Below are 14,521 nucleotides of genomic sequence, written 5' to 3' on the forward strand. Positions count from 1 at the left end.
TACGCGCGCGCGTTGAACGCGCCCCGGGAGACATGGCTAGCCCGCCCGCCGGTCCAGTTCGGCCAGGATCTCCGGGCCGATCTGGGTGACGTCACCGGCGCCCATGGTCACCAGCAGGTCCCCGGGTTCGACCAGATCCGCGGCGAGTTTCGCCGCGACGTCGAACGCCGGCTGGTAGTGCACGGTGGCGCCGGAGATCTGGTCGGCGATGAGCGCGCCGCTCACGCCGGGCTCCGGTTCCTCGCGGGCACCGAACACGTCCAGCACGACGACCTCGTCGGCCAGCGACAACGCCGCCGCGAACTCCTTCGAGAACGTCTTCGTGCGCGAGTACAGATGGGGCTGGAAGACCACGACGACCCGGCCCGTCCCGGCCGCCGTCCGCACCGCGCGCAGCTGCGCGTCGACCTCGGTCGGGTGGTGCGCGTAGTCGTCGTACACCCGGACGTCGCCGGAGCGGCCCTTGAACTCGAACCGGCGCCGGACACCGCCGAACGCGGCGAGCCCCTCGGCGAGGCCCTCGACCGGCGCGCCCAGCTCGATCCCGGCCAGCAGCGCGGCGATCGCGTTCAGCGCCATGTGCTCACCCGGAACCGCGACGCGGAGGTCAATTTCGTTGCCCTGCAAGGAAACACGGACGACACCACCGTCGGGGGCCGGGGTGTAGCCGAGCACCTTCGCGTCGTCCGCGCCGGTGACCGAACGCCCGTAGCGGCGGACACGGATGCCGCGGTCCTCCGCCTGCGCGCCGAGCCGGTCGGCCGCCGCGTCGTCACCGCAGACGATGAGCAGCCCGCCCGGTTCGATGCGACCGAGGAAGTCGGTGAACACCGAGACGTACGCCTCTGCCGTGCCGTGGTGGTCCAGGTGGTCCGGCTCGACGTTGGTCACCACGGCGACCGTCGGCGAGTAGGCCAGGAACGACCCGTCGCTCTCGTCGGCTTCGGCGACGAAGACACCGCCCTCGCCGTGGTGCGCGTTCGCGCCCGACTCGTTGAGGTCGCCGCCGATGGCGAACGACGGGTCGAGACGGCAGTGCTGCAGGGCCACGGTCAGCATCGACGTCGTCGACGTCTTGCCGTGCGTGCCGGCGATGCACGCGACGCGGTGACCCCGCATCAGCCCGGCCAGCGCCTCCGCGCGGTGCAGCACGGTGATCCCGCGTTCCCGCGCGGCCACCAGTTCCGGGTTGCTCTCCTTGATCGCGGTCGACACGACCACCGAGGACGGGCCGTCGGCGAACGCGTCGAGATTCTCGGCGCGCTGGCCGATGGCGATCTCGGCGCCCTGTGCGCGCAGCGAAAGGAACGCGCGCGACTCCTTCGCGTCGGATCCGGACACCTGGGCCCCGCGGGCCAGCAGGATGCGGGCGATGCCGCTCATCCCGGCGCCGCCGATCCCGATCAGGTGGGCACGCGTGAGCGTGTCCGGGAGGTTGTCAGGCACCGGCTACCTCCAGCACGATCTTGGCAAGGGTCTCGTCGGCCTGGCGGTGGCCGAGACCGACCGCGGCCGCACTCATCTTCGCCACCCGGTCGGCGTCCGAGACCAGCGGGATCACCAGTTCCGCGATCTTGGTGGCGGTGAGGTCCGCGTCGGTCACCATCAGCGCGGCACCCGCGTCGACCGCGGGCTGGGCGTTGCTCGCCTGCTCACCGTTGCCGTAGGGCAGCGGGACGAACACCGCGGGGAGACCGACGGAGGTGACCTCGGCGACGGTCATGGCGCCGGAGCGGCACAACACCGCGTCGGCGGCGGCGTAGGCCAGGTCCATCCGCTCCAGGTACGGCACGGGGACGTACGTGGGCCTGCCTGGGAACTCCTGGACGACCAGGGTGTTCTTCGGCCCGTGGGCGTGCAGCACGCCGACACCGGCGTCCGCGAACTCCTTGGCCGCGGCGGAGACCGCGCCGTTGATCGACACCGCGCCCTGCGAGCCGCCGAAGACCAGCAGCGTCGGGACGTCCGGGTCGAGGCCGAAGAACTCACGGGCTTCGGCACGCAGCGCGGCCCGGTCGAGCGAGGTGATGGAGTGACGCAGCGGGATGCCGACGACCTCGGCCTTCGGCAGCGGTGTCCCCGGGACGGCGACGGCGACGCGGGCGGCGAACCGCGCGCCGACCCGGTTCGCCAGGCCTGCCGCCTTGTTGGCCTCGTGCACCACGATCGGTGTGCGGCCGCGCGCGGCGAGGTACGCCGGGAGCGCGACATAGCCACCGAAGCCGACGACCACGTCCGCGCCGACCCGGTCCAGAACGGCACGGGTGCGCTTGACCGCGTCGCGGACCTTCAGCGGCATCTTCAGCAGCTCAGGCGTCGGCTTGCGCGGCATCGGCACCGGCGGGATCAGCTCCAGCGGGTAGCCGCGAGCCGGGACGAGCTTGGTCTCCAGCCCGCGCTCGGTCCCCAGCGCGATCACCTTCGCGTCGGGACGCAGGCGCATCACCGCGTCGGCGAGCGCGAGTGCTGGTTCGATGTGTCCTGCGGTGCCGCCGCCGGCGACCACGACCACCGGCGCCTTGCCCGCGGCGGATCTCTCGGCTCCCTTAACGGGGTTACTCACCTATGACCTCTCCGGTTTGCGGTACCCCGTTTCGCGGTACCGCGGTTCACCGCCGTACGTGCGGCCGTCCTCCTGCCGGGCTCCCGCACCGAGCGGCGCCGCTCCTGTGCGGGCGATGGCCTCGCCGTCCTCGGCGCGGGCCTCGCCGCCTTGGCCGCGCCTCCCCTGGCCGCGGCGCCCTTGCGCTTGGCGGGCGGGCGGTACGGATCGGGCGCGGGAAGCCTCAGCAGGCGTCCGAATTTACCCGGCCCCTGCGAACGCAGTGCGGCCACCGCCTCCGGTTCGTGCCGGGCGGCGTTGGCGAGCACCCCCATGATGAGCATGGTGATCACCAGCGACGTCCCGCCGTAGGAGATCAACGGCAGGGTGACCCCGGTGACCGGCAGCAGGCCGACGACGTAGCCGATGTTGATGCCGGCCTGCGCGACCAGGAAGACGGTCAGTGTGCCGGCCACGATCCGGATCCACGGGTCGAGGTTGCGGGCCGCGATGCGCAGGCCCACGATGGCGACTCCGGCGAACAGCGCCAGCACCACCACGCAGCCGATGAAGCCGAGTTCCTCGCCGATCAGCGCGAAGATGAAGTCGTTCTGCACGTTCGGCAGGTAGCCCCAGTTGGACTGGCCCTGCCCGAGCCCCTTGCCGAAGAGCCCGCCGTCGGCGAGCGCGAGTTTCGCCTGGTTGGCCTGGAAGCCGTCGGCGCTGGTGTCCGGGTCCCCGGAGACGAACGACATGACCCGCCGCAGCCGGTACGGGGCGATGATGGCGAGCACCAGCACCCCGACGAGCCCGCCGGCGAGGATCACCCCGAACAGCCGTTTCGGGGCGCCCGCGAACCACAGCAGGGCCAGCAGCACCACCGCGAGGGTGACCGTGCCGCCGAGGTCGGGCTGCATCATGACGAGCGCGAACATCAGCAGCGCGATCGGCACCACCGGGACGAGCAGATGGCGCCACTGGTTGATGATGTTGTACTTGATCACCAGGATGTGGGCGCCCCAGAAGGCGAGGGCGAGCTTGGCCGCCTCGACCGGCTGGAAGGCGAACCCGCCGAACATGAACCAGCCCTGCGAACCGTTGACGGTCGAGCCCAGCGGGGTGAGCACCAGCGTGAGCAGGCCGAGGCAGACGACGGTCATCGTCGCCGAGAGGCGCCGGACACGTTCCAGCGGGATCCGCAGCCCGATCCAGAACACCACCGAGCCGATGGCGACGAACAGGATGTGCTTGCTGAACTGCGCGTACACGCCGCTGCCGGTCTTCGGGTTGTACGAAGCGACCGAAGACGCCGAAAGCACCATCACGATGCCGATCACGGTCAGCACGCCGGTGAGCGCCAGTACCAGGTGGAACGAGGCGAGCGGCCGCGAAAGCCACGCCGTCAGCGCGGTGCGGAACGCGACGAACGCGCTTTCCTTGCGGTCCCGTGGCTTACGTGGCTGTCCGGGCTCGCGTTTTCTTTCCTCAACCGCCGTCACTGGTCTCCCCCGCACCGTCGCGCAGGACACGGACCGCGCGAGCGAACGCGTCGCCGCGCGCGCCGTAGCTCGAGAACATGTCCAACGACGCCGCGGCGGGGGCCAGCAGCACCACATCTCCGGGCCGCGCCAGGGCGCGGGCCGCCTTCACCGCCGCAGTCATGGGGTCATCGTCACCCGGAAGGAGGCTGTGGACCGGGACATCCGGCGCGTGTCGCGCGACAGCGGCGGCGATCGCGGGTGAATCCACGCCGAGGAGCACGACTCCGCGGAGCCTGCCGGCGATCGAACCGACCAGTTCGTCCACCGACGCGCCCTTGAGCTGGCCACCGGCGATCCAGACGACGGAGAGGTGCGCGCGCAGCGAACCGCTCGCCGCGTGCGGGTTGGTCGCCTTGGAGTCGTCGATGTAGCGCACACCGTCGAACTCGGCGACCTCCTCGGCCCGGTGCGGGGCGGGACGGTACTCGCGCAAACCCTTGGCGACGTCCTCGCCGCTGACGCCGTAGGCACGGGCCAGCGCCGCCGCGGCGAGCGCGTTGGACACGTTGTGCGGACCGGCGGGCCGGACGTCGGCCAGCGTGCCGAGTTCGTCGGCGCTGGTCGCCGGGTCGGCGACGAAGGCACGGTCGACCAGCAGGTCTTCCACGATGCCGAGTTCGCCGGAGCGCGGGGTGTCCATGCCGAAGGCGACGCGGCGGGCGCCGGCGGGCGCGTGCTCGTCGGCGAGCCGGATGGACCACTCCTCGCCCACGTTGTGCACCACGTTCCGCGAGTGGGCGTGGATCCGGCCCTTCGCGGCCGCGTACTCCTCCATCGAGCCGTGCCAGTCGAGGTGGTCCTCGGCCAGGTTCAGCACCACGGAGGCGTGCGGCGCCAGCGTGGACGACCAGTGCAGCTGGTAGCTCGACAGCTCGACGGCGAGCACCTCGTGCCCGGCCCGGACCGCGTCGAGTACCGCGAATCCGACGTTCCCACAGGCCACGGCGTCGACGCCGGCGACGCGCAGGATCGACTCCAGCATCCCGACCGTGGTGGTCTTGCCGTTGGTGCCGGTGATCGCGAGCCACACCGGCGGCTTGTCGCGCAATTGCCCGACGCGCCACGCCAGCTCGACGTCGCCGATCACTTCGATGCCCGCTTCGGCCGCCGCCACCAGCAGCGGCGACGTGGGTCGCCAGCCTGGGCTGGTCACGACCAGCTCGACCCCTTCGGGCGGCTCGGTCAGGCCCGGCACCAGCTCGGCGCCGAACCCTTCGAGTTCCGCCAGCCGTTCGGCGCTGCCGTCGGTGACGGTGACCCGCGCCCCCTGCTCCCGCAGGACGGGGACGACGGATTTGCCGGTGACCCCGGCTCCGGCGACGAGGACGTGACGACCGGCCAGTTCCACCGCCTAACCCCCGAGGCCCAGTTGCTCGCTGTAGAACAGCCCGAGACCGAACATGCAGCAGATGGCCGAAAGCAGCCAGAACCGGATGATGACCGTGGTCTCCGCCCAGCCCGCGAGTTCGAAGTGGTGATGGAACGGGGCCATCCGGAACAGCCGTCGCCTGGTCGTGCGGAACACCGCGATCTGCGCGACCACGGAGATCATCTCGACCATGAACAGACCGCCGATGACGATGGCGAGCAGTTCGGTGCGGGTGGTCATCGACAGCCCGGCGACGAGACCGCCGAGCGCGAGTGAACCGGTGTCGCCCATGAAGATCTTCGCCGGGGCCGCGTTCCACCAGAGGAAGCCGACGCAGGCACCGGTCGCGGCGGCGGCCACCACGGCCAGGTCCAGCGGGTCGCGGACGTCGTAGCAGGCGGCCTGCGGGGTGACCGCGCACGAGAGGCGGGTCTGCCAGAAGGCGATGACGACGTAGGTCGCCAGCACCATCGCCGCGGTGCCGCCGGCGAGACCGTCGAGACCGTCGGTGAAGTTCACCGCGTTCGACCAGCCCGAGATGACGACGTAACAGAAGATCACGAAGAACACCGACGGGAAGGTGATCAGCGCTAGGTCACGCACGTAGGACAGGCTCTCCGACGCCGGGGTCAGCCCGCGTTCGTCGGCGAACTGCAGCGCCAGGATCGCGAAGCCGATCGTGACCACCAGCTGGCCGACCAGCTTCGCGGTCTTGTTCAGCCCGAGGTTGCGCTGCTTGCGGATCTTGATGAAGTCGTCGAGGAACCCGACGATCCCGAGGCCCACGGCCAGCCCGAGGACCAGCAGGCCCGAAGCGGACGGGCCGCCGGTGCCGTTGCCGCCGCTGAGCGAGCTGATCAGATGGGCCACGAAATACCCGACGACCATCGCGACGATGATCGCGACACCACCCATCGTCGGGGTACCGCGCTTGGATTTGTGGCCCTGCGGTCCTTCCTCCCTGATCTCCTGGCCGAAGCCCTGCCGGGAGAACACCCGGATCAGATAGGGAGTGAGGAGGATGGAGACCAGCAGGCCCGCCGCGGCCGCGATCAGGATGCTGATCACGCGTCACCACCGTTCGAGCGTTCTTGAGAGGGGGAAGGGGGTACTACAGGGGATTCAGCGTTCGTTTCGGGGGCGGCGAGCAGGGCGTCGGCCACCCGCCAGAGGGCGACGGACTTGGACGCCTTCACCAGCACGATGTCGCCCGCGCGGAGCTGATCATGCAGCAGGGCGATGGCGGCGTCGACGTCGGGTACCAGTACCGACTCCTCGCCCCAGGAACCCTCCTGATGCGCGCCCTGGTGCATGGCCGCGGCGGCCTCTCCGACGACGACGAGCTTGTCGATGTTGAGCCGGACGACGAGCCTGCCGATGCTGTCGTGCGCCTCGACCGCGTCGGCGCCGAGGTCGGCCATCACGCCGAGCACGGCCCAGGAACGGCGCTCCGTGCTCATCGACGCGAGTGCCTTGAGCGCGGCGCGCACCGACTCGGGGTTGGCGTTGAACGAGTCGTTGAGCACGGTGACGCCGTCGGGCCGGGTGGTGACCTCCATGCGGCGTCCCGAACGCCGTTCGAGGCTCGACAGGCGGGCCGCGATCTCCTCGGTCGTCGAGCCCAGTTCCAGCGCCACGGCGGCCGCGCTGAGCACGTTGCCGACGTGGTGCTCGCCGTACAGCGGGAGCTTCACCGGCGCTTCGCCGGACGGGGTGATCAGGCGGAACGACGCCCGCGCTTCCTCGTCGAGGGTGACGTCGGCGGCGCGGACGTGCGCGGACGCGCTCTCGCCGACGTACACCACGCGCGCGTTCGTGCGGCTCGCCATGGCGGCGACCAGCGGGTCGTCGATGTTCAAGATCGCGACGCCGCCGTCTTCCGCGCTCGGCAGTGCCTCGACCAGCTCGCCCTTGGCCTTGGCGATGCCTTCGCGGGAACCGAACTCGCCGACGTGCGCGGTGCCGACGTTGAGCACGGCCCCGATCCGCGGCGGCGCGATGGCCGCCAGCTCGGCGATGTGGCCGTGCCCGCGGGTGGACAGCTCCAGCACCAGGTGCCGGGTCGAGGCGTCGGCCCGCAGCGCCGTCCAGGGGTGGCCCAGCTCGTTGTTGAACGATCCCGGTGGCGCGACCGTCGGGCCGAGCGGCTCCAGCAGCTGGGCGATGACGTCCTTGGTGGAGGTCTTGCCCGACGAGCCGGTCACCCCGACGACGGTCAGGTGCTCTCCGGACAGCTTCTGGACCACGTGCCGGGCGAGTTTGGCCAGCGCGGCCAGTACCGCGGCGCCCGCCCCGTCCTTGTCGGCGACCAGCGCGAACGCGCGATCGTGCGCGGCACCGGCGGGCACCGGCGGCGCGATCACGGCCGGGGCGTCGACCTCACGGCCCGCGAGCACCGCGACGGCGCCGGACTCGACGGCTTTCGCGGCGAAGTCATGGCCGTCGACCTTCGCGCCGGGCAGCGCGACGAACAAGCCGCCCGGGGTGACCTCGCGGGTGTCGAATTCGACGCTTCCGGTGATCTCGGCGGTGCCGTCGGTCCGGTGCAGCCTGCCGCCGACGATGGCGGCGATCTCGGCCAGGCTGAGCACGATCACTGTGTCTCCAGACGTCTGCGGATGGCGGAGGCGAGCTCGTCCCGGTCGGAGAACGGGTGCACGACACCCTGTACCTCCTGGCCGGTTTCGTGGCCCTTGCCCGCGATGAGCACGATGTCGCCGGGCTGGGCGAGCTCGACGGCGTGGATGATGGCCTCGCGCCGGTCGGCGATCTCCAGGATCTCGCCGCCCAGCGCCGGTCCGGCGTTGCGGGCACCGGCCAGCATCGCCGCCCGGATCGCGGCCGGATCCTCCGAGCGCGGATTGTCGTCGGTCACGATCAGCACCTCACTGCGCCGGACCGCCGCCTCGCCCATCACCGGGCGTTTCGCGGTGTCGCGGTCGCCGCCGCAGCCGAGGACGGTGATGATCCGGCCGTCGGTGCGGGCACGCAGCGCGTCGAGGCCCTGCGCGACCGCGGCGGGCTTGTGCGCGTAGTCGACCACCGCGGTGAACGGCTGGCCGAGGTAGACCCGCTCCATCCGGCCCGGGACCTCGACCGAGGCGAGCCCTTCGACGATGGCGTCGAGCGGGACACCGGCGGTGTCGAGGATCGCCGCCGCGAGCACCGCGTTCGCCACGTTGAACTCACCCGGCAGCGGGATCTTCGCCGGGACGGTGAGGCCTTCGGGACCGTGGAGGGTGAACGTCTGCTCCCCCGCCAGGGTGGGTGTGAGGTCGGTGGCGCGCCACTGCGCGTCCGTGCCCGGCTCGGTGGAGACGGTCACCGTGTGCGGGGTCAGGAGCGCGTGCCCCCAGGCGCTGTCGACGACGACCACCTCGGCGGTGGAGCGGCCGTCGAACAGCAGGGACTTGGCGGCGAAGTACTCCTCCATGTCCTTGTGGAAGTCCAGGTGGTCCTGGGAGAGGTTGGTGAAGGCCCCGACCGCGAAGCGCGTGCCGTTGACGCGGCCCAGCGCCAGCGCGTGGCTGGAGACCTCCATCGGCACGTGCGTGACGCCGCGCTCCACCATGACGGCGAGCAGGGCCTGCAGATCCGGCGCCTCGGGGGTGGTGAACCCGCTCGCGAGCCGCTCCCCCGCGATCCGGGTCTCGACCGTGCCGATCAGCCCCGTGGTGAGCCCGGCCGCCTTGAGCCCGGCGTCGACCAGATACGACGTCGTGGTCTTGCCCGACGTCCCGGTGATCCCGAGCACCGACAGCGCCAGCGAGGGCTCGCCGTAGATCCAGGCCGCGATCTCGCCGAGGGCGGCCCGCGGGTCCGGGTGCACGAGGATCGGCACACCGGCGTCGCGGAGCACCGGGCGCTCGGCACCGGCCTCGTCGGTGAGCACGGCGGCCGCTCCGGCGGCGATGGCCTGGTCGCTGAAGTCCGCGCCGTGGGCGCGGGCGCCGGGAAGCGCGGCGAAGAGGTCACCGGGGAGGACGTGCTGGGCGCGCAGCGTGCTGCCCGTGACCGTCAGCTCGGCCGCGGCCGGATAGTCGTCACCGCCCACCACGAGCCGCGCGCCCGCCCTGGCGAGCAGCGTGCCCAGCGGCATCGGCTGGATCCTGGCCGGACGAGGGGGTGCGGCGACGGCCTTGACCGGGCTGTCCGGGACCTGGGCAGCCGTCGCGCCGGACCCGCTTTCGACGGCGGGACCGCTGCGGGGATCTGAAGTAGGCACCGACACAGCAAAGGAGGTTACCGGCGTGGCATTCGGGTGACCGAAGCGGTGCGGGGTGTGAGCGCGGTGATCATGCTCGTGGTAATGGGTGCGGTGAGCTCTCCTTGGCACGCAAGGGCTTCCGACTGTCGCTTGAGGACTTCGGAAAGGCGCGGGCCGGGCTTTTCGGGCGGTGTCCTAGGGCAGGGGCCCGTTCACAGACAGCTACGAGCGCCGCGGCGGTGGCCACGCGAAGGGAGCCTTGACGGTCTCGCGGCACCCTCGCCGAACGCTAGGAAAGGTCCTTTCCTTGCGAATTTTGCAAGGAAAGGACCTTTCCTAGCACGCGTGTGAAGAAAGTCGTCCCTTCGACAGCGCCTAGGAAAGCACCAGCGGGACCTGAGGCGCCGGACCATCCGAAAGCGGGATCTGGAACCGCTGCGTCAGGTAGGCGGCGATCGAGTGGAACAGCGGCGCGGCCGAGCCTCCGCCCGGCAGTGAGGCGTCAGGGGCATCGAGCCGGATACCGACCACGAACCGCGGCTTGTCGGCGGGCAGGATCCCGGCGAAGGTGATGTTGTACAGGTGATTGCTGTACGTCTTCGTCTGCGGGTCGACCTGCTGGCCGGTGCCCGTCTTGCCCGAGACCTGGTAGCCCTCCAGGGCCGCCTTCGGCCCGGTGCCGCTCTGCAGCCCCCTGCCGCTCTGCACCACGGCGCGCATCATTTCGCGCACGGTCTTCGCCGCCTGCGGGCTGATGACCTGCACGGTCTTCGGCGCCGGTTCGGGGACGACGGTGCCGTCGGGATTGACCTTCGCCTTGACGACCCGCGGTTCCACGCGCAGCCCGTCGTTCGCGATGGCCTGATACATCCCGGCCATCTGCACGACGGTCATCGAAAGCCCCTGCCCGATCGGCAGGTTGCCGAAGGTCGTGGCGTACCACTGGTTGCGCGGCGGTACGACGCCCGGGCTCTCACCGGGGAGACCGAGACCGGTGCGCTGGCCGAGACCGAACTTCTTGAGCAGGTCGGCGTAGCGGTCTTCACCGAGTTTCTGCGCCAGCAACAGGGTCCCGACGTTCGACGACTTCGCGAAGATGCCGGTGGTGGTGAACTGCTGCGTGCCGTGGATCCAGGCGTCCTTGACGACCTTGTCCGCGACCTGCAGCGAACCCGGCACCGGGATCGACGCCTCCGGGGTGGTGATGCCGTCGTCGATCGCGCCGGCGGCGGTGACGATCTTGTTCACCGAACCGGGTTCGAACGGCGTGGTCACCGCGCGGTTGTTCAGGTTCTCGGTTTCGCTGCGGGAAGCCGGGTCGTTGAGGTTGACCGTCTTGTCGTTGGCCAGCGCGTAGACCTCGCCGGTCTTCGAGTCCATGATGACCGCCTGGCCACCCTTGGCCCGCGACTTGGCGACGTACTCGCTCAGCTGCCGCTGCAGTTCGTACTGCAGATCGGTGTCGATCGTCAGCTGCAGATCCGAACCGGGGACGGCGTTCTGGATGTCCCGCTCGGTACCGGGGATGACGAGGTTGTCGTTGCCGTTCCGGGTGTTGACGATCTTGCGGCCCGGCGTTCCGGCGAGATCGTTGTCCCGTGAAGCCTCGAGGCCGTAGCCGCCGTGCAGGTTGTGCTTGGAGACGTCCTTGTCGTCGGTACGCCAGTTCGCGTAGCCGATGATGTTCGCCCCCACCGAGTCGCCGGGGTACTCCCGCTTCGAGCGCTTCTCGACGCTGATCCAGGGGTATGCCTTGACAATGGAGTCGGCGACCGACGGTTCGATGTCATGGACCAGGTAGGTGAACGCGTCCGGCTTGTGGAACTTGTCCAGCAGCTCCTGCTCGGTGATCACGCCCGGCAGTTTGGCCGCGATCAGCTTCGCCGCGCCCGCGACCTCCGTCTCGAAGGTCTTGCCCTTGGCGGGATTCTTCGCGGCGGCTTCGTCCATCGTCTTGTGCAGCCAGTTCAGGCTCACCGCGAGCGTCCGCACCTCGATGCTGAACGCGATCTTCGTCCCGTTGCGGTCCAGGATGGACCCGCGCTGCGCGGGACTTTCGATCACCGATGCCCGCTGCCGCTCCGCCGCCTCGGACAGCGCGCCTGCCTCGAACCACTGCACCTGCACCAGTTTGAGGCCGGCGAGCACCATCACGACGATCAGCAGGATCCGCACACCGGTGAACCGGCTCGGATGTCCCCCGTTGCCCCGCCGGGCGGTGGCACGGCGAGTCCCGGCGGCGTAGGTCCGCCGCGCGCTGCCCGCCGACCGGGTCCTGGCCTGTGCCGGACGGCCGGGTGACATCACTGACCTCCTTGCGCCTGGGGTTCCGCGTTCTCCTGTGGGACAGCGGGCTGGTCGCCCTCGATCAACCCGCCCTGTTGGGTGCCCTCGGCGGGAGGCGGCGGCGCGGCCGAGACCGGGGGCGCCTCCCCTTGTGCCTTCTTCGGCTCACCGACCACAGTGGACTGTCCATCCGGGCCGACCACGATGTGCGCGGGGTCGCCGCCGGGCACCATGCCCAGTTCCCTGGCCTTGGGCGCCAGTGAAGCGGGCGACTCGGCCTTCGCGACCTCGCGCTGCAGCCGTTCCTTCGCCTCGGCGAGCCCGGCGTTGGCCGTGCGCAGTTGTTCGAGCCGGTACGAGTCGGCGATGGCCTGCGTGGTCAGCCACAGCGTGCACGCCACGCCGACGGCCAGCATGCCCATCATCATCAGCACGAACGAGGCGCGCGAGCGCGGCCACCGCAGCTTGAGCTTCTTCCCCGGCTCTTCCTTGCCCGCGCCGCCTTCGGCGTCGGGACGGTTGCGCCGCTGGTCGCGCTGCAGCAGATCGGCGCGCTGGGCGCGGCGGGCGTAGGCGCGTTCGGCCGCCGACGTCCGGCCACGGGAGGCGCGGCTGGGCGGCGTGGTGCCCGGTGCGGCGGTTTCCGGCGTCTCGTCGACCGTGCTGGTCGCGCGGGCACGCCGTCCGGGCGCCGGTGCACCCCGGCGGCCGCGGGACTTCGCGGGAGCGGTCATCGTGCTCGGTCTCCGATCCGTTCGGCGGCTCGCAGCCGCACGGAGGCGGCCCGTGGGTTGTGTTCGGTCTCCGCCTCGCCGGCCTTCTCGGCCCCTCTGGTGAGCAGTTTCAGTTCCGGGCCGTGGCCCGGTAGTTCCACCGGAAGCCCTTCGGGCGTCCGGGATTTCGCCAGTTCCGCGAAGGCCTGCTTGACCAGCCTGTCCTCGAGGGACTGATAGGACTCCACGACGATGCGGCCGCCGACGGCGAGTGAGGACAGCGCCCGCGGCATCGCCCGCCGCAGCACTTCCAGTTCGCCGTTGACCTCGATCCGCAGCGCCTGGAAAGTGCGCTTCGCCGGATGGCCGCCGGTGCGCCTGCTCGCCGCGGGGACCGCGTCGTACAGCAGTTCCACCAGCCGTCCGCTCCGCGTGAAGGGTTCCTTCTCCCGTTCCGCCACAACGGCTTTGACGATCCGCTGGGCGAATCGTTCCTCGCCGTAGTCGCGCAGGATCCGGATCAGCTCGCCGGGTGCGTAGGTGTTGAGCACGTCGGCGGCGGTGATCCCGGTGGTCGGGTCCATCCGCATGTCGAGCGGGGAATCCTTGGAGTAGGCGAAACCGCGTTCGGCCCGGTCCAGCTGCATCGAGGAGACCCCGAGGTCGAACAGGATTCCGTCCACTCTGGACAGTCCGAGACCTTGCAGCGCGGACGGCATCTCGTCGTAGACGGCGTGCACGAAGTCGACGCGATCACCGTGCTTCGCGAGCCGTTGCGCGGAAAGTTCCAGTGCGTTGGGGTCACGGTCGAGTGCGACCAGGCGCAGTGCGGGGAACTCGGTGAGCAGCGCGTCGGAATGACCGCCCAGTCCGACGGTCGCGTCGACCAGCACGGCCTCGCGGTCGGAGAAGACCGGCGCGAACAGTTCGACGATGCGCTTGAGCAGCACCGGAACGTGCTCGTGTTCGTCTGCCATGTCTTCCCCCTTTCGTGTCGTGCCGGGGAAGATGCCGGATGCCGTCAGGTCCCTGTCCGCCCGCCTGCTGACCTGGTACCGGGGAAGGTGTACCAGGGCCACTGAGCGGACAGAGGCCTCACGGCATCCGTGTGGACGGTTTTCCGCGTGTCCGAAGCAGGAACCCGCGCCCCCCGACGGCGTGGGTGCTTCTTCGGTCACGTCTAGAAGACGCCCGGCAGAACTTCCTCTCGAGCCTTCGCGTAGCTGTCCTCGTGTTCGTCCAGGTAGCCCTGCCACGCCTGGGCATCCCAGATCTCCAACCTGGTGATCGCTCCGATCACCACGCACTCCTTGTTCAACCCGGCGTACCGCCTGAGCTCGGACGCGATCGCGATACGTCCTTGCCCGTCCGGGCGTTGTTCATCCGTCCCGGCGAAGAGATAACGCTGATAGGCCCGGACCGCCTCGTTCGTGAACGGGGCGTCGGCGACCTTCCTCGCCATCTGCTCGAACTCGGCCCGGGGAAAGACGAAGAGACAGTGATCCTGCCCCTTGGTGACCATCAACCCACCGGCGAGCGCGTCGCGGAACTTCGCGGGCAGCGTGAGCCGCCCTTTGTCGTCCAGTTTCGGGGTGTGGGTGCCGAGGAACATCGGCTCCACCTCCCTACCGATCCCGGCTGCGGGCAACCAGGGTCGGCCACGGGGCTCCCTTCTGCCCCACTGCGCACCACCGTACCCCACTTTTCACCACAGTCAACGCGACAAAAGCCGCCACCACTCCGTCGTGTCAGACGTTTTCGCTGGTCAGCCAGGTGGGGCCAGGTGGGGGGCCGGTGGGGGACGGTGGCCAAGATCCCCCTGGGCGGGCATCGAAGCAACCTCATCCATGCCTGATGCGTCCG

At 70.3% G+C, this 14,521-nt stretch carries 11 protein-coding genes; all 11 read right to left on the reverse strand.

All coding sequences use genetic code 11. The features are described 5' to 3' along the window. Window positions 1–36: 36 nt before the first annotated feature. On the reverse strand, window positions 37–1,446 hold the full coding sequence (murC, locus tag AVL48_RS18105) for a UDP-N-acetylmuramate--L-alanine ligase (protein ID WP_061983994.1): 1,410 nt from the start codon (window positions 1,444–1,446) through the stop codon (window positions 37–39). Then, window positions 1,439–2,563, reverse strand: coding sequence for an undecaprenyldiphospho-muramoylpentapeptide beta-N-acetylglucosaminyltransferase (gene murG, locus AVL48_RS18110; RefSeq protein ID WP_061983983.1), 1,125 nt, complete (start codon window positions 2,561–2,563; stop codon window positions 1,439–1,441). Before murG ends, murC begins: the two co-directional genes overlap by 8 nt. After that, the gene (ftsW, locus tag AVL48_RS18115; RefSeq protein ID WP_061983981.1) at window positions 2,560–4,041 is read right to left on the reverse strand and encodes a putative lipid II flippase FtsW; all 1,482 of its coding nucleotides are present in this window, start codon (window positions 4,039–4,041) and stop codon (window positions 2,560–2,562) included. Before ftsW ends, murG begins: the two co-directional genes overlap by 4 nt. Further along, the gene (gene murD, locus AVL48_RS18120; protein ID WP_061983979.1) at window positions 4,028–5,431 is read right to left on the reverse strand and encodes a UDP-N-acetylmuramoyl-L-alanine--D-glutamate ligase; all 1,404 of its coding nucleotides are present in this window, start codon (window positions 5,429–5,431) and stop codon (window positions 4,028–4,030) included. The genes ftsW and murD overlap by 14 nt, the downstream gene beginning before the upstream one ends. Before the next feature lie 3 nt (window positions 5,432–5,434). Further along, on the reverse strand, window positions 5,435–6,520 hold the full coding sequence (gene mraY, locus AVL48_RS18125) for a phospho-N-acetylmuramoyl-pentapeptide-transferase (RefSeq protein WP_037304276.1): 1,086 nt from the start codon (window positions 6,518–6,520) through the stop codon (window positions 5,435–5,437). Further along, the gene (locus tag AVL48_RS18130; protein ID WP_061983977.1) at window positions 6,517–8,049 is read right to left on the reverse strand and encodes a UDP-N-acetylmuramoyl-tripeptide--D-alanyl-D-alanine ligase; all 1,533 of its coding nucleotides are present in this window, start codon (window positions 8,047–8,049) and stop codon (window positions 6,517–6,519) included. The genes mraY and AVL48_RS18130 overlap by 4 nt, the downstream gene beginning before the upstream one ends. Next, complete coding sequence (locus AVL48_RS18135; RefSeq protein WP_061983976.1) at window positions 8,046–9,551, reverse strand: UDP-N-acetylmuramoyl-L-alanyl-D-glutamate--2,6-diaminopimelate ligase; 1,506 nt, start codon at window positions 9,549–9,551, stop codon at window positions 8,046–8,048. The genes AVL48_RS18130 and AVL48_RS18135 overlap by 4 nt, the downstream gene beginning before the upstream one ends. A 483-nt stretch (window positions 9,552–10,034) precedes the next feature. Next, window positions 10,035–11,963, reverse strand: coding sequence for a peptidoglycan D,D-transpeptidase FtsI family protein (locus tag AVL48_RS18140; RefSeq protein ID WP_061983974.1), 1,929 nt, complete (start codon window positions 11,961–11,963; stop codon window positions 10,035–10,037). Further along, the gene (ftsL, locus tag AVL48_RS18145; protein ID WP_061983972.1) at window positions 11,963–12,679 is read right to left on the reverse strand and encodes a cell division protein FtsL; all 717 of its coding nucleotides are present in this window, start codon (window positions 12,677–12,679) and stop codon (window positions 11,963–11,965) included. The genes AVL48_RS18140 and ftsL overlap by 1 nt, the downstream gene beginning before the upstream one ends. Next, a complete protein-coding gene (gene rsmH / locus AVL48_RS18150; RefSeq protein ID WP_061983970.1) occupies window positions 12,676–13,635 on the reverse strand; it encodes a 16S rRNA (cytosine(1402)-N(4))-methyltransferase RsmH in 960 nt (319 codons plus the stop codon). Before rsmH ends, ftsL begins: the two co-directional genes overlap by 4 nt. A gap of 203 nt (window positions 13,636–13,838) precedes the next feature. After that, a complete protein-coding gene (mraZ, locus tag AVL48_RS18155) occupies window positions 13,839–14,270 on the reverse strand; it encodes a division/cell wall cluster transcriptional repressor MraZ (RefSeq protein WP_005156436.1) in 432 nt (143 codons plus the stop codon). Window positions 14,271–14,521: the final 251 nt, after the last annotated feature.

The sequence above is a fragment of the Amycolatopsis regifaucium genome, from assembly GCF_001613935.1.
Taxonomy (GTDB): domain Bacteria; phylum Actinomycetota; class Actinomycetes; order Mycobacteriales; family Pseudonocardiaceae; genus Amycolatopsis; species Amycolatopsis regifaucium.